Below are 15,248 nucleotides of genomic sequence, written 5' to 3'. Positions count from 1 at the left end.
GTGAATTATGCTTTTGGAGTGCGAACAAGAGTCGGCGCTTGTTCAACGGTTTTGTATTCAAAAGTAGTAGAAATCTGATCAGTTTTAGACCCAGTTGCCAGAGGTGCTGTTAATTCAGCTTTTGGAATAGTGAGCGTGTAAGCATTACCATCAGCATCAGTAATTGGGATAACAATGGTGACCGGAGTATTTACAAATTGCTTTTCATACATTTCAGCAGCTTTAGCGCTCCATGCTACTGTTAGATTTCCTGAGCCTTTTGCGCTTGTTTCGATGAGGCTTTCAATTGTTAAACCTGAGCCTAAGCACTCTTGCGGTGTGATGCCATTTTCCCAATTGAACGAGAATGCAGACACGCACGCAACGCCTTTTGTAGACACACCATCAATCAGGATTTCACCCACCGACACATTTGATAGTTTTTTGTTTGTTGAAGCAGCTGTTACTGAACCTGCTGGCAATGTGTTCGATGGAGTACGCTTTTTGCCCATGAATCCAAAGCTAAATTTGATCATGCCCTTAGCTGGAATATCGATGCCGAACGTATTTACATGCATACCTGCAAATGTGTGGTAATTCGCAATATCGGAATAACCCCACAGAATACTGAACGACTGTCGAAGAATTCCGCCGAATGTTAGTGTATTTGTAGCCCAGTTATTAAATGCTGCGGCTGCAATTAAATCATCAAACGCTCCATATCGAGCCTCAACGTTAATATCACCATCATAAGTTGCGCCAACCACAGCAGAAGCTTCATCCAGTCTTGAATCTACAACAGATTGAGATTCTTCTTTCTCTGCTGCTTGATTTAATGAGCAGTCAATAAATGGCAGGGTTTGTCTTGCAAAAGGTGTTGGCGTTGTGCCATTGACTGTTTCTTTGGCAATTTGAAGTATTTGTTTAGCACCACTAGACATGGCAATCTCCTAATTTTAGGCGTAAAAAAACCGCCATGTAGGCGGTGGAATTGGTTTTTAAATTTCTCTTTAGCAGTGTCCACGCTGTCTTGCTCCGTCATGCTTATTTTCCCAATTAAAAGCATCAACAATTCGACCAGTTGGCTTGTTGTGTATCAAGTCGCCATCAGAAATCATTGCAGCCTCTAATTGCTCAAGTTGATCCAGTGTTTCAATTAAGTTGAACAGTGGTCGCTGCGTCACGATGATTTTATGTTTTGGGAATTTGGCTTCTATTTCTTCCTGCTTTTCAGCAAGATTAAGCATGTTAGCCTTAGATGCAGCCACAACAACATAAACTACACCATCAACAATAAAGTCAGCCTCTAAGTCGCTATCACTTACTCGCTTGCACGCAAAAATAAGGTACGCATTGTCTGTAATTAGATTCACATCAGAGCCTCACTAGCAAATGGCAACGAAGGTTGCAATTCACCTTCCAATTGAGCTATTTCTTTATCAAGTGGATGCTTTTCATGTTTCCACACATTCATATCTCTAGCTGAGCAACTAACTTGCTGTTTGCGATTTTCGCGATAACCCACAATATAATTATATCTAGCCCATTTGGATTGAAAGACTTGGGTTAATTGGTTTGACATCCAGTTAAACGCATCAATAAATTGCTCTTTTACTGCATCAGCCTTCTCACCAGTAAAGCCCATAACTAAAAACATCCAGCCATCTTTAGTCATTCTATAAAATTTTCTTGCTTTTCCATTCTGTAACTTGTTGTTTTCAAAGCAAAGCTCAAAATTGAGCGCTTTAAATTTGTCAGAGCATCTTAGTTTTTCAATATCTCGTATTACGTTTTTATGCAGTTTTCCAAATGCTTCAGCCACAGCATAACTGGTTGTCTTCGGCTCACCATTTTCACTTGAGACCATGGCTCGTAAATTTAATGTTGTCATCATGTTCATAAGATTTCCTCTCATATGCTCATGTTCAAAAAAAGAAACTGGCAGGCACGTTGAACATGGAAACGTGCTTTTCGAGCCGTCGCTCTAGCCAGTGATTGCCTAAAAACAGGCATAAAAAAACCGCCCAATAAGGACGGTTTGATTAAGTGTTCAAGCTAATTCACTCGGAACTCAGCTCTAATAATTCGACCCAAGAAATTAGGGTCATCGATACGTGCTGGTGCATGGACTGTATGAATCTCCAGATCGTCTTCACTAAATGACTGCAAGAGTAGCAACCACTCATCACAAAGTTTTAATAGTGGTAGAGTGCCTGAACTAAGTGGTGCAAAACACTGAATCTGAATTAATCCGTTATGCCTAACCAGTGGGTTGTCTGCTAGTTCAGCCACCAAGCTATTCGCATAATCTATATACACTTTGCACCACAATTTATTTTTAGGCGGTGTGTATGGTGGTGAATTTTCATATACAACATCAATATCGGGCTGACCTGTTTCAACTTTACCCAAAGGCTCAGTTTGACCAATCTGGTGAATATCAGCACCTGCCATGTATTTACTTCGATCAATAAATTGACCTATTCGAGTGTAAATCACACGCTCAGCTTGGCTTAGTGTCATCATTTTACATTTCTCATATTCATGAATGCGATTGAGTAAACACCTTTGGATGCTTGATCAGACCATCCATTTTCAAGCCTTACCGCGTAAGGCGCATTGTTTTGAATATACAACTTATCACCGAGCTTAAATTTCACAATTTTGGCGCTTTCTTTGGCTATCGTGCTTTGACCACCCAAATCTTTAAGGTTTTCATCAAATGTGTGATCTTCCTTGTTGATTGAAATTAGATGATTGCCACGATATGCACCATCCATAATGGGCGATCCAACCACAACCGATTGTAGACCAACACCTGCAATCTTCTTCACATGCTCTTCGCTTTCTTCAATTACATCTAAAGCAAATTGTGTGGGCTTATAACCTTTCCAGCTCATTACACTGTAACCTTGCGTATCTGCACAAGCCATGTTGCATCCGCAGCATCAGGCGAAACATTTATCACTCTAAAATCACCTTTTGGAGTTTCCCAAATATCACCAATTTTCGGTTCTTCTGTAACTTCGTTCTGCAGCACAATCGATTTGCAATCATCAACTAGATAGTCAGAAGGCTTTGACAAATCCTTCAGGTAATTGCCAAACAATACACCTCGACCTGTGTAAGTCTCGGTTTCTTGGTTTTCATATTGACCAGTAATTGGATTCCATCGACCACTTGAAATTATTCTTGTGCATGAAAAAGGGTGAGTTGCATCGATTAATTTGCTATCTAATGCTTTGGCGAGTTTGGATTGAATTTTGTATTTAATCATGACCCAAACTCCAATCATATAGATAAAATAAATCTTGCGTGATGAGCTGAATTGAATACGCTTCAAACTCAACACTCGGGTTTTCTTCACCCATTCTCTTTTTAATTTCTTGCCATATATGCACCGCTTCGTGCGTTAGAAGACTGTGAATCTGATTTATTGTCCAATCGGTCTGACTGCTAATTTGCACTATTGCAGAATCATCTGGTAGGAAATTCACTCTTGCGCTTGCACCACCCTCAAGAAACTCAAATAGTTTCGGCTTACATGTCATCTTTAACAGCAATTTGTCAAGCTGCTCTTGATTTGTGACTAGCGTGTAGCGCATGTGTTGAAACGGCGTCTCGTGCCAAGCTGGTAGGCGTAATTTTTTGGTCATCGATACACCTCAAAACCAAAGCCATTCGACTTATTCGGATTCTCAAGATCAACAGACTGAATCAATGCTTTGGCGATTTGCTCATATCGAGTTACAACAACTGAACCCTCGGCAAATGTTTCACTCACCGACACACCGTTGGCATTAACCGTTTCGCTTACCGTTTGACGATCTACACCGACAAATAGTGCTTCATCAATGATGCCACGAACAATTTCAGCAGCAGCCAATGTAAGATTCTCATCAATTGACTCAGGAACAAAACCAATCTGATTTTTCATCCAAGCATTAGCAAGAATCAAGGTTTGAGCTTTATCACTGGAGATTTCAAACGGTGTTCCAATGATCTGAAGCGCTTGTTGTTCTGTAATAAAGCTCATGTCTCACCTACTTTTTCTTTGTTTCTTTGGTTGTTGTTGCATCTCTATTTTCAGACAGCAAATCACCATTCACACCTGCATTTTTAATAGCAACTAATTCAGCCTGGGATGCATTAAGCTGTTCTTCAAGTTCTTTCGCTTTCACAACCAATGCATCACGCTCAGTTTTAATGCCTTCAATTTCAGCTTTTAAGGCTTCATTTTCAGCAACAACTTTTTCACATTCAGCTTTAGCATCATCGATTGTTTTTTGAAGCTCGGGTGCGATTTCAGCATTCAATTGAACAGTGATTTTATTCACTTTGGGTAATTCACGCACCTCGACATCAATACCTAGCGACTCGTAATCAGCTTTAATTTTCGGGTAATCACCATAAATAATTACCGCTTCAGCAGATGGGTTTGGTTTGTCGTAGTAGTCTGGATTCTGAAATGAACCCAACTCGTCAATACCTGAGCTTTTTTTTGCATAGATAATTTTCAATTCTGTCTCCAAAAAAGAAAGAGGGCCTAAGCCCTCCTTTATGGTGTACCTGATAAATCAAGCAATGTGCCAGCAGTCATCTTGTTGCTTGTAGCATGTTTAATCCAGTTAGCATCAGCACCCAATAGCGCCAATGTTGGGTTGGATCCTTTCGAGGTATCCCATGAATAACCCATGATATCTAAATTAAAGACACCTTCTGCACGCATACCTATTGCAAGGTTCTCTTCATCATTGATGTCGTAGGCACGGAAACCAGGTGCTTGCGATTCGGTCACCGTCAATGCGCCAGCTTGCAGACCAAAGGCATCATTGTCACCAACCAAGTCAGTCACCAAAACTGGTTTACCTAGCGTTCCAGGTACCCCACCATAAATAACAATCTCAGATTCACCATAAACCTGATTTGTAAGAGCTTCATCAACAATATCGAAATACGTATCAGAATTCATAACCCAGAGTGAAATGCGTCCAAACTTGTCACCAAATTTACGCATACCTCGAGTTAAAGCTTTGCGACCATCAACAGCAATGCTTCCAGCAGCAATCATGTCAGGATTACTACTAATTGCTGCCTTTAAAGCAGTCAAACCGTATTGAAGACGCCCAGCAACCAACGCGTCAGCAAGATCTTGACCAACGATTTCAGCAAACTCTGCTGGTGAGCGTGCGCGACGCTTAAAAGCCTCTTCGGTTGAAGCATATGGACCATATTTAAATGGAATTTTTACACCTACTGATTCACCAGCACCAATCTTCTTCGGTGTAACTTTTGCCTGCGAGTTCACGTCACGATGCTCGATACTTCCACCAACGCGATAAAACGACTCTTGTTTAAAGTCACCTTGAATTATTTCATTCACATAGCGGATTGCACCGTTTGATGCTTGGTTAAATACATTAAGGTTGTCTTGTAGGCGCTCTAGGTATGCTGTTTGCGCTAACTGGTTGTAGACAATCATGTCACTATTAACTGTAGTCGTCATTTCGACTCCTTATTTTGGAAGTTTTAAATATGATTCCTGACCATGCTGACGAATGTAATCTGCTTTAGCATCAGCATTCATCTCACTACGTTTAAAGCCAGAATTTGATCCACCACCACCCTGATAACCACCGCCTTGAGCTTGATTACCCTTTAGAATTGAATCTTTGAATGGACATCCACCAACCAAAGTTTCTAAAGCTTCATCAAAGTCGGCAACTTCACCTGGTCGTGAGCGTGAGTAAATTTTTTGACCGTCAGCACCGTAAGCCACAACTTTTCCATCTTCGATTTTAAAGTTTTTGCCGAAAGTGGCTTGAACCATCTCGCGTGGCGCTGCAATTTTTTCTTCTATGAACTTAGAACGTAAGAATCCACCACCGATTAGCTCTTGGTAATAATCGTTTTCGACTTTTTCCAACTTTTGAACCACTGGAGCGTATTTTTCTTCAACAGCCTTGATTGCTTCAGCTTTGATTTTTTCGACTTCACCTGCATCCACAAGTTTTTTGTCATCAAAATTTTTCAAAGTTTCTAAAGCTTTTTTTGCAGCTGCTGGATCTTCAATACCTTCAAAGTTTTTAAGTTGAGCAAGTGCTTGTTCTTTTGCTTCACGATGTGTTTTCGCTTCCGCATTGAGTGAGCTAATTTTTTGCATTGCTGAGCCAGCATCAAACCCCACTTCTTTACCATCGTCATGCACAAAGATTGGTAAGCCTTGTCCATCTACTTCTGCATACGTTTTGCCATCGATTTGTGTCGTTTTAAGTTTCATTGGTATCCACCATAATTATGAGCATCCGCTCGGTTGCGCCCTATCCATCCGAATTTCAGGCAATAAAAAAGCACCCGAAGGTGCATGTTGAGAATTTGGTTTGTTTAATCTGTTGTCATGGACTTAAGCCGCATTTAATACTCGGTTAAAAGTTTCCCTATCCATTTCTTCAAGCTCAGCCAATGTGTAACCACGCTTATTTAATGGGTCGGCAAACTTATCGATAGAATAGTTGCCTTCCTTGTAAAGTTGGTATTTTGATTTACCAAGCCACTTGCGCTTAAAGAAATCATCTTGCTCTTCAAACCAATCTTTAAAGGTGGTATTTGCATCTACCTGACCAATAACGCCATCACGTTGATCTTTCGGAATATCTTTAACTTTTCGCTCATCTGCAACAAAAGGACGCTTGCCGAATATCTTTCCTTCAGCATCGCATCCCACATAAGTGGTTCTATTATTAGGGTGAACAGGAAATCTAGGGCGTTTTGGATCTTCGATTGCAAACACTTTGCCGTCAATTGATGCACAATACTTGCATGTCCTACCATCCAATGTGGAGACAACTCTTACATGTGTGTATCCAAGAGCTTTATATGTATCAATATATGCCGCATTCGACACATGGCTTCGTGCTGTTCTTACCTGTCTTTCAATGCTTGATCGAGATGCGTGAAGCACGCCATCTTTATAATTTTGAGACTTTCGACCCTTGATTCGCTGAACAATCTGCTGATTGGTTTGACCTTGTGAAATACCATCACGAATGATGTCTTCAACTTTCTTTCTGAGCGAATACGCAATATCTGCAAATAGATAATCAACCAAAGCACCGCCAGCAAAAGGAATTGCCTTAGCACTTTTCAATACCTCAGCGCCTTTTGCGACTGCTGCTGTTTCACCTGCAATTTTGGCAACGTAAGATGCTTCGTAAATTGCCAACTCTAATGCTGTTTTGTTGAATTGTTCACTCAGATCAACATCGATGGATTTAAACCACTCGTTCAGAATGGTTTTAATTTCCTCAATGTTCTTTGAAGCCTTTGCTTTACTCGCAAAATTAAGCGATTTCAGCGCATTTCGCTCTGATTCTGATAAATCCTCAAGCAACTCTGCTAAACGCTGTAATTTCGCATTTGAGTGAGAATTGAAGTGCTTGATTAATTCATTAACTGATTGTGATGAAGCTCGGTATAAATAAGCGTTGTGCTGACTCAACGCATTGACCAAGGCTTTTTGCGTTGAGATGTTCATGCTTAATCCTCATCCAATCCATCCACCCCGTCCTCACGCTTTTCAATCTGCTTTACCACATCCTCCCACTTGGAATCCGTGAAAGTGCCTGTTTGCTCATAGTGATACCAAACAAGCCATGGCATCGAGCCATTTAAGCAAGATTCATAGACCAAACGAGATCGAACAGGATCATATTTCGGTTTATTAAAGTCTTGAGCAATCGAATAACTTAGCTCTTCGGTTGTGAAATCATGACTAGGCATTGCAAATTTTGCACACCAACGCAAAGCATTAGTGAAAGCTTCAGACACGTTTGCAACCACAAGCGACAAAACCGAATGTTGAATCGAGTTTTCATTATCTGCTTGGGTTGCTGTTTTATTTGCCGAACCAACCTCAATAAGCCTTGCGCCAAGCTCTTTCATCTGATCCCACTTATCTTGCATACGCTTGTAAGCTAGACCATTTTCATCAGCTTGGATGAATTTACCATCGGTTGGGATTCCAGACCTACTACCCACTTGAACGCCCGACTCTTTTACCATTGCATATTGTTCAGGTGTGATGCTTGGAAAACATAAAGTAGGCTGACCAACAATAAAAGCTGATTCCTCAACATCTGCTGAACTGCGATAATACGATAACTCTAACTCAGCCAATCCGTACAAAGGTGGCATTTGAATCTCATCAGAGTTATCTACGGCACCACAAAAAGTGAATGGAATGTAATCCCAAGTTTTACCATTAAAGTCAGTCGGAGTGGACTCACTAAATAAATACCACTTACCTTTATCATCTTGCTTATAAACCTCAACAACGTAGGTTAATAAACCATTGACGACTCTAAGCCATAAGCAGCGATATTGCTTAGTCTCAGAGGTTTCAAACCCATTACGTTCTTTGACTGTCTCAAGTATCTTGACGTAGCTTAATTTTCGTTGATTACCAATCACAATGTGATCCCAATCTTCAATTAAGCCCGCCTCAATCACATGAATCATTGGAAAAGCGTTTTTAGATTTATCCTCTTCTAGAGTGTGACTCGGTGTGGTTGCTGGATAGTCAACGTAAATACCACATCGATAATTTCTCTCCACCAACCGTGTTGCACGCTGCGATACTTGCCAAATTGAACGCCCTGCACCATCTGCATTTCGTTCTAAATATGCAAGCTCATCAGGGCGATTAAATACAGGCGTCTTACCAAATGCCAAGCCAATGTGATTTGACAGTGTTACAGAAGTTACGCTTGGAAATATCGCTCGATCCTTGTATTCCTTGTAACGATCTTCACCAGTCTCATCGTTCTTAGATTTGAAAAGCGTTGGTAATGGCAAATAAGTTTTGCCAGCTTTCTTAATTACTTCAGGACCTTTACAAACATCATCCAACTTTTTCCAAGTTTTTTCATGTTCTAGAAAGTCGGCATGTTTGCTTGTGATACTCATAATTAAAATCCGAAAATTGGTAGGTCTATTCGTGTCACTGGTTTAATAATTGGGAATCGCTTCACAAGCGGATACGTGCCTGCATCACTCACATGGTCATGTCCTGATTTCTTATCAGGCATCCCAAAATCGTCATAAACCTGCTGTTCTAGCGCTTCCGTAAATCGAGGGCATTTGTTCGTATTTATAAGTAGTGTTCGCTCACCATCACCATTCAATATCAACGCATTGGTTGCATTCACGCGATCTTTGATTGCTGGATTGGTGCTATTCACTTCAATACGTAATCCATGATCACGTAAAATTTGATGATCTGATTCACTGCTGTTTTTGGATGATTTCGCTTGCCCTGCTGCGTCAGGTATTACAGTGATTTCATGCCCCGCAAATCGCTCTTTCAAAAGCCTTGCCATTGTTGGTGTATCTCTCACCCCAACAAGCTCATCTAAAGCCAAAGGCTTGCCATCTCGAATGACATAAATCACCGAAGCCATTTTCAAGACGTTAAAGTCCATGCCGACAATCAAATGCTCATTCGGCTGAATCTCTGCATCTGTATGGTTTAGCTTTCGATCAAAATCAGGATAAACAGCACCGCTGGTTAAGTTGACAAATTGACCACGTAGGTATGCTGAAATTAACTGTGGTGGATACGATTCAAATAGCGATGAAATGTAGTCATCAGGTAGATTGGCTTCATTATCATAAGTTGAAGCCTGAATCATTCCATATAAAGCGCGCTTGGCTGGTGTTAAATTTGCTTCTTTTACAAACTGCTCATATGTGAACTTAAAACCTTCAGGTGTGGTTGTAACATCAATGCCATTCATCAAACCAGGATGCTTCACACGCATACGAGCAATAATCTTGCGCCATGCTTGTTGAGCTTTTGTCATTGCCATAACATCAAGCTCATCAATCAGCGCATGACCAATCTTAAAACCTACAATTGTTTGCGGTTTTTCCATTGAGCGACAAATGATAGTGCTTCGATATTGGCGACCGTAATACAAATCCACTTCTTTGTTTGACTCATATACTTTGGTTTTTAAACCCCAGTCAAACGCCACTTCATCAATAGTAGGAAAGAAAATATCTCTAATTTGTGGGTAGGTTGGCGCAAAGTAGCCAAGCGGAACTTTTGGAAACTCCCATGATTTATCACAGAGACTCCCACAACCAACCCATGTTTTTCCACTGCCAAATCCAGCAACAAAGGCTCTAAATTTGTTTTTAAGTTGAAGAAAGTTCGCCTGCGGAACATTCAGTGTCGGATTGATGTTCGGCATTTGATTTACTCGCATCCACAACTTGGATTGTTACTTTTACTGGTGTTGGGTCATCACCCGCCCCATCCTCACCATCTCTAATGCGCTGAATCTCTAATTTTTTAAGCTCAATATCCAAAAGCTGTACATCATGACCTTGCATCTCATCTTTAATTTGCTTGATGATGTTTTGCTTCATGATTTTGTTTTTGCCCCAGTCGTTGTACATTTTTTGCAACTCATTGAGGCGAACAGCTTTATTTGCTAATGGGATGTCGTAGATATTGGATTTAAAATCTTCACGCGTTTTATAGAACAACTCTTTTAATTTTTTACTAAGGTTTTGCCCAGCCACTTTGGTTGGGTCGTAAAGCGCCACCTGTTGACGTGATATTTCTATCTTGAAATCTTGCTTTACAGCATCTACAACTTGTTGAGGTGTTTCAAAGCAAGCAAGAGACTGAACTATAAAGATTTTCACAGGCTCTTTGAGTGCTGCCATAAACTCCCCTTTGTATAGCTAGGTATAGCAAATCAGGCAATAAATTAAGCCAACTTCAATAAACACGTACCACATGCTTGAGCAATTTTAGCCTTACCAATCATTGGACCATTGTTGGCAAGCTCTACCATCTTCTGTACATCAGTCGAAGCACCATAACGTTTAACCACACCATGGAATTCTTCAACGTCGTGACCACGTAAGAACAATCTAGGCTCACCTACCGATGTGTATTCAAACTCACCCGACTCTTTATTTCGCTTATGCCCTATGTGATAAAGCTCATGTTCGACCAACGCGCAGAAATCAACATCACTCATCACCTGGCATACTCGAGCATCCAATGTGATTAAGTATCTCGGTACATCGCCAAACCAATCGATTAATTGCATCTCTTGTCGGTCACGCTTCCAACCACCAACATTAATCATCACTTTTTCAGTCTGACCTAATACGCGACGCTCTTTAGCTTCGCATTTTGTATAAGCCCAAAGGAATGAGATTTCAGGTGGTTGAAAACTTAGTAGATGCTCATGATCAGGATTGTGAAGCTCACCCCATGTCTCAAGAAAGGTTTCTCTAATCCATGGCCATAAATCATTATTGGCAGGCTCGAAGTGAAGTAGACCACCAGTTTCAATAAATTCGTCATCTTCAACATCTGTATTTTGATTATCTTGGATTGGTGGATATGGTCGCTTCATTGCGATTCTCTCAAATACATCAAATCATCAGGACAAGTCAGATACACACCAAGCTCCATATTTGCAAATGCATGTATCTTGTCGCAAAACTCAGTGAATTGTTTCTTACTAAGTTTGCTAGACTTCACATGATCCTGAATAAACATCTTGACCACTCGGTTGTATTTAGCTGTGTGAATTAACTTCTCTTGACCATCTAGCAATCGCAACACATCACGATAACCAATCACAGCTTCAAATGCTTCTGCTGCATCCTCGCTATCTCTGACGCACATACGAGCTAAAAACTTCTTTTTCATTTCGTATTTAACAGATTCAGCATCATCGCCTGTCTTTTTGGCTATTTCACCAAACCACATATGAAGCAGTCTGTTCTGCGCCTTACTTCGATCATCTTCTTTCTGATTAATGCGAACGACTAAAGGTTTGCCCTGATCAATTGCTTGGGTATGCCATGCATTTAGAAAGCCGATGGTTTTTGTGATGTTTTGATGTGAGTCGATGATGAATGTAGCTTCGAGTTTCTGATTCATCAAAACACCTCTTCATCCTTACTCATCATCACTTCTGTCTTTACTAACCATTGCTCAAATAGCTTTTCAGACTCTTCTCTATTTCCAAGCTTAAATTGATCAAATTGACTATGGCATGAATAGCAAAGCGGCACCGTGAACTCATCACTTGCCTTAATCCCTCTACCCTTACCATGCTTGGAGCTATTTGAATGAGCAGCTTGGCTTGGCGATTGACCACACCTCACACAAGGTAGCTTCCGAATCTCAGCGAGTCTTTTTGCGTTCCGCATTTATTAAATGTCTTAAGTTGTCAGTTTGGGTTCTGATCTCATTCATGCGACGCTGACAATCTTGTTTGAATGATTCACGGCTATTTAAATGATTAAGATGTGCTAGATGATAATGATCGCTCTCTAGTTTCTTAAGACTCTTCTCGGCTTCAACGATATCGACCATTCGACACCTCATAAAAAAGAAAAACCCCGCCAATTCTTAATAATCTATAGCGGGGTTTTGTGCCTTAACATTATTTGGCAACTGTTAAACTAAGTGTGAGTGAGAACTAGTGCTTTAACGTAATCATTAAACGCTTCACGACTGCTAATTTTCTTATTCCTAAAATAACAGTCTAAGAATGATTTTACTTTAGCATCCGATTCTTGGTCATACGCATAACACTGTATTTCACCAATACCATCTAGATCAATCTTTCTTTTCGTGAAAACGTATACCATTTCTTCTGTCGACTCATTATTAGAATAAGTCTCTATATGTGGGAGACCGTTATATGCAAACAAATCATCTTGACAGTAGGTAAAATGTTTCTCTAATGGCCCACCAACAACTAGGCTTTTTTTTAAGTTTCGATTGAATACTGACATAAAAATAATCTCTTATTAAGAGATTACATTATAACCGATCTAAAAAACGTTTTGGAAAAGCCAAAAATCATAAGGTATTGATATTTAATGCATTCATTGCATTCATAGCGCAACCTTGGTTAGCACTCACTCAACCTCTTTCAAACAATCTCGGCACACTTTTATTTGATCATCATTAATCGTGTAATCAATTTCAGTAGCGCCATGAAAGCCTAGAATACAAAGTAATTTACGGAGCATACGATTCTCCAGAAAATTTTTGGGCGATTCTATGTATCTCTACCCACCCAAGAAAGTGTACGCACGATAATACAAATCCTAATTACCAAGTACAGTGATGTCTTTAAGAAAATAAACCCCACCAAATGAACCTAGAGCGGGGTTTAGTGCCGTAATAAGTTCGGCAAGTACTTCAAAAAGGGCTTGCTCTTACCTGCGAGCCCTTTAGGTTGGCATGGTGCAAATACATGCATGCGTTAGAAATTCAAGTTAGATGTTAAACATCCAGGTTTATTGAAAGGAAAACGCAATTCCGGATTTCAACTTGAATAGTTCCGTTTTGCTTACGGTTACAACCCAAGATCACATTAACACCCATTTAAACTTGAAATTTAAAGTTAATGTAAGGGAATTTATTTAGTGTTTTAACTTGCTAATTCAATGAAAGATTAATTATGTAAATAATCCAATCTCAATTTATTTGTGATTTTAAACACAATAAAATTAACTGATAGATATTCATTAACTGTTAATAATTTAAAAGGCAAAAAAATACCTCCTGGGTGAGGAGGTAAAATTGAAGAACAGGTTAGGTCCTGTGCATAAATAATATTCAATTTCTAAAAGCGTAGCATTAGCAATAAGTTACAATATTATATTAGAAGAATTCATTAACCCGAAGATTTTAATTCAAGCTGTCTATCATCTTGAGTAATCTTAATTTTAATATTTTGATAAGTACGCTTACTAGGATTCATAGCGGATCCTACTACCTCTTCAAAAAACCTTCTATCTTTCATTAACTCTGCATATAGCTTGTAGCCTATCAATATTCTTTCAGGTTTTTTATTATTCGCTAATGTTTCTTTAAAAATATTGTTTAACTGGTTTACATCTACCATAAATAAAAATTAGCTCTAAATTTAAGAAGCACATTATGCCTTATTTAAAAGTACAAACAATGACAACTGCCTGTTATTAAAGCTTTCAGAACAACCAAACGGTTAAAACACTATACTTCGTAACTTTATCACCAAAAAAAAAGAAATATTGATAACAAAAAAGCTCACCATTTGGCGAGCTTAATTTAAACATGGTCTGAAACTGCGTAATACGACCAGTATAGTTTTACTATACCATTCCAAGGAAAATTTTCCTAGAACTATTTTCACATTTCTTTAAAAGTATTTTTCTTATACTTCTTGATCGCCTCAGATGCTCCATTTATAGCAGTTTCAATCGCAATAACCATCAATTTCTCATATTGCTCCCAAGTGCATTCATAAGCCTTAAGTGACATTTGATGATCGCCAATGCCCATGTAATACATACATCCATATTTCGTATATGCATTTTCAAGTCTTGGATTCATTGCAAAATCCAATACCTTTCGAGCCATTAACCATGCCAGGTGATACATTGCAATTCCCTGTGGCTCGCGCTTCTTATCTGCTTGCGCATTAGTGAGCATTATCTTCGCTAGATGATTTCTAATGTACTCATAGTCTGATTTTGCCAAATCCCCATAAATAATCAAACTCGTCACCGACTTCTCTAATTGAGTATCCATACTCGCAATCGCACCAAGTCGATCTTGATAATCTAAAGGCTTTTCTGCAGTTCCTCGAACAGTAGGCTCATAATTTGCAGTTTTAGCTGTAATGCCTTTGGCCAACCATTCAAATGGTTCAAATTTTTCAATCGCTAAATCAATATTAATTGTGCTCATCCCCATCCCCTTAAAAATTCTCAAACTTCCAACCGCTTTGCTTATCCCAATAGACCGCCACAAATGGGATCGGATGCATTGACGCTGCGACCTTTATCTTTACCTTTGCATCGTCTTCCCAAAAGCCTTTCACTTCATGCGCCTCAAGCTCACCATTTGCTTTCATTACGATAAAATCAGGCGAGTAGAATGTTTTGTCTGCCAAGCGAAACTTGATTGAATCGAAGGCGAAATACTGGATTTCGCCCGATAGTTTTAGTTGTTCTAAATGTTGAGCGTATTTGCGCTCTGTATTGTTCATTACGCCCTGTTTAAGTCGCCCTAGTGCTCTTGCACCACCTTTCGACTTACTATCCGAAATAGTGGATTTCTGGCGCATTTGACGAGCTTTGAGTTGCTCCTCTGTCATTCTCACCACTTCTTCACCTCTTGGCAGTGAATGCAAATCTCTAAGTCGTAAATCCAGCAGTATTGGAATTCATGATTA

General features: G+C 39.7%; 21 protein-coding genes. All 21 read right to left on the bottom strand.

The window, feature by feature from the left end:
• Nucleotides 1-5 precede the first annotated feature (5 nt).
• The 21 genes from AC1M9J_RS03355 to AC1M9J_RS03255 all read right to left on the bottom strand — a co-directional run bounded on the left by AC1M9J_RS03355 (nucleotide 6) and on the right by AC1M9J_RS03255 (nucleotide 15,176).
• Nucleotides 6-920, bottom strand: a complete 915-nt coding sequence (locus tag AC1M9J_RS03355) for a phage tail tube protein (RefSeq protein ID WP_481951879.1) — start codon at nucleotides 918-920, stop codon at nucleotides 6-8.
• A gap of 69 nt (nucleotides 921-989) precedes the next feature.
• Complete coding sequence (locus AC1M9J_RS03350) at nucleotides 990-1,352, bottom strand: hypothetical protein (protein ID WP_481951878.1); 363 nt, start codon at nucleotides 1,350-1,352, stop codon at nucleotides 990-992.
• Nucleotides 1,349-1,879, bottom strand: coding sequence for a Rha family transcriptional regulator (locus AC1M9J_RS03345; protein ID WP_481951877.1), 531 nt, complete (start codon nucleotides 1,877-1,879; stop codon nucleotides 1,349-1,351). Before AC1M9J_RS03345 ends, AC1M9J_RS03350 begins: the two co-directional genes overlap by 4 nt.
• 155 nt (nucleotides 1,880-2,034) lie before the next feature.
• Nucleotides 2,035-2,505 carry a hypothetical protein gene (locus AC1M9J_RS03340; protein ID WP_481951876.1) on the bottom strand — a complete coding sequence of 157 codons (471 nt, stop codon included), beginning with the start codon at nucleotides 2,503-2,505 and terminating at the stop codon, nucleotides 2,035-2,037.
• Nucleotides 2,502-2,879, bottom strand: a complete 378-nt coding sequence (locus tag AC1M9J_RS03335; RefSeq protein WP_481587534.1) for a hypothetical protein — start codon at nucleotides 2,877-2,879, stop codon at nucleotides 2,502-2,504. Before AC1M9J_RS03335 ends, AC1M9J_RS03340 begins: the two co-directional genes overlap by 4 nt.
• Nucleotides 2,879-3,256, bottom strand: a complete 378-nt coding sequence (locus AC1M9J_RS03330) for a hypothetical protein (RefSeq protein WP_481587445.1) — start codon at nucleotides 3,254-3,256, stop codon at nucleotides 2,879-2,881. Before AC1M9J_RS03330 ends, AC1M9J_RS03335 begins: the two co-directional genes overlap by 1 nt.
• Nucleotides 3,249-3,635 (bottom strand): hypothetical protein, encoded by a 387-nt coding sequence (locus AC1M9J_RS03325; protein WP_481587446.1) that lies wholly within the window; start codon nucleotides 3,633-3,635, stop codon nucleotides 3,249-3,251. Before AC1M9J_RS03325 ends, AC1M9J_RS03330 begins: the two co-directional genes overlap by 8 nt.
• Nucleotides 3,632-4,015, bottom strand: coding sequence for a hypothetical protein (locus tag AC1M9J_RS03320; protein ID WP_481951875.1), 384 nt, complete (start codon nucleotides 4,013-4,015; stop codon nucleotides 3,632-3,634). Before AC1M9J_RS03320 ends, AC1M9J_RS03325 begins: the two co-directional genes overlap by 4 nt.
• 7 nt (nucleotides 4,016-4,022) lie before the next feature.
• Nucleotides 4,023-4,499, bottom strand: coding sequence for a hypothetical protein (locus tag AC1M9J_RS03315; RefSeq protein ID WP_481951874.1), 477 nt, complete (start codon nucleotides 4,497-4,499; stop codon nucleotides 4,023-4,025).
• A gap of 38 nt (nucleotides 4,500-4,537) precedes the next feature.
• Nucleotides 4,538-5,485 carry a major capsid protein gene (locus AC1M9J_RS03310; protein WP_481587449.1) on the bottom strand — a complete coding sequence of 316 codons (948 nt, stop codon included), beginning with the start codon at nucleotides 5,483-5,485 and terminating at the stop codon, nucleotides 4,538-4,540.
• A gap of 9 nt (nucleotides 5,486-5,494) precedes the next feature.
• The gene (locus AC1M9J_RS03305) at nucleotides 5,495-6,259 is read right to left on the bottom strand and encodes a DUF6651 domain-containing protein (RefSeq protein ID WP_481587450.1); all 765 of its coding nucleotides are present in this window, start codon (nucleotides 6,257-6,259) and stop codon (nucleotides 5,495-5,497) included.
• 123 nt (nucleotides 6,260-6,382) lie between these two features.
• Nucleotides 6,383-7,513, bottom strand: a complete 1,131-nt coding sequence (locus AC1M9J_RS03300) for a minor capsid protein (protein WP_481951873.1) — start codon at nucleotides 7,511-7,513, stop codon at nucleotides 6,383-6,385.
• A 2-nt stretch (nucleotides 7,514-7,515) separates the two neighbouring features.
• Entirely contained in the window at nucleotides 7,516-8,943 is a 1,428-nt protein-coding gene (locus AC1M9J_RS03295; RefSeq protein WP_481951872.1) for a DUF4055 domain-containing protein, read from the bottom strand.
• Between the two features lie 2 nt (nucleotides 8,944-8,945).
• Nucleotides 8,946-10,232 carry a terminase large subunit domain-containing protein gene (locus AC1M9J_RS03290; protein WP_481951871.1) on the bottom strand — a complete coding sequence of 429 codons (1,287 nt, stop codon included), beginning with the start codon at nucleotides 10,230-10,232 and terminating at the stop codon, nucleotides 8,946-8,948.
• The gene (locus AC1M9J_RS03285) at nucleotides 10,177-10,713 is read right to left on the bottom strand and encodes a DUF2280 domain-containing protein (RefSeq protein ID WP_481951870.1); all 537 of its coding nucleotides are present in this window, start codon (nucleotides 10,711-10,713) and stop codon (nucleotides 10,177-10,179) included. The genes AC1M9J_RS03290 and AC1M9J_RS03285 overlap by 56 nt, the downstream gene beginning before the upstream one ends.
• A gap of 44 nt (nucleotides 10,714-10,757) precedes the next feature.
• The gene (locus AC1M9J_RS03280; RefSeq protein ID WP_481951869.1) at nucleotides 10,758-11,417 is read right to left on the bottom strand and encodes a putative metallopeptidase; all 660 of its coding nucleotides are present in this window, start codon (nucleotides 11,415-11,417) and stop codon (nucleotides 10,758-10,760) included.
• Nucleotides 11,414-11,950, bottom strand: a complete 537-nt coding sequence (locus AC1M9J_RS03275) for a recombination protein NinB (protein WP_481951868.1) — start codon at nucleotides 11,948-11,950, stop codon at nucleotides 11,414-11,416. The genes AC1M9J_RS03280 and AC1M9J_RS03275 overlap by 4 nt, the downstream gene beginning before the upstream one ends.
• On the bottom strand, nucleotides 11,950-12,222 hold the full coding sequence (locus tag AC1M9J_RS03270) for a DUF968 domain-containing protein (RefSeq protein ID WP_481951867.1): 273 nt from the start codon (nucleotides 12,220-12,222) through the stop codon (nucleotides 11,950-11,952). The genes AC1M9J_RS03275 and AC1M9J_RS03270 overlap by 1 nt, the downstream gene beginning before the upstream one ends.
• 1,481 nt (nucleotides 12,223-13,703) lie before the next feature.
• Nucleotides 13,704-13,934, bottom strand: a complete 231-nt coding sequence (locus AC1M9J_RS03265; RefSeq protein ID WP_481587460.1) for a hypothetical protein — start codon at nucleotides 13,932-13,934, stop codon at nucleotides 13,704-13,706.
• A 266-nt stretch (nucleotides 13,935-14,200) separates the two neighbouring features.
• A complete protein-coding gene (locus AC1M9J_RS03260; RefSeq protein ID WP_481588311.1) occupies nucleotides 14,201-14,761 on the bottom strand; it encodes a hypothetical protein in 561 nt (186 codons plus the stop codon).
• Nucleotides 14,762-14,771: 10 nt separating this feature from the next.
• Nucleotides 14,772-15,176, bottom strand: coding sequence for a DUF1064 domain-containing protein (locus tag AC1M9J_RS03255; protein WP_481951866.1), 405 nt, complete (start codon nucleotides 15,174-15,176; stop codon nucleotides 14,772-14,774).
• Nucleotides 15,177-15,248 lie beyond the last annotated feature (72 nt).

The sequence above is a fragment of the Acinetobacter sp. ANC_7588 genome (assembly GCF_056783995.1).
Note: the sequence above shows the minus strand (reverse complement) of the source record. Positions and strands in the feature narration are given on the sequence as shown.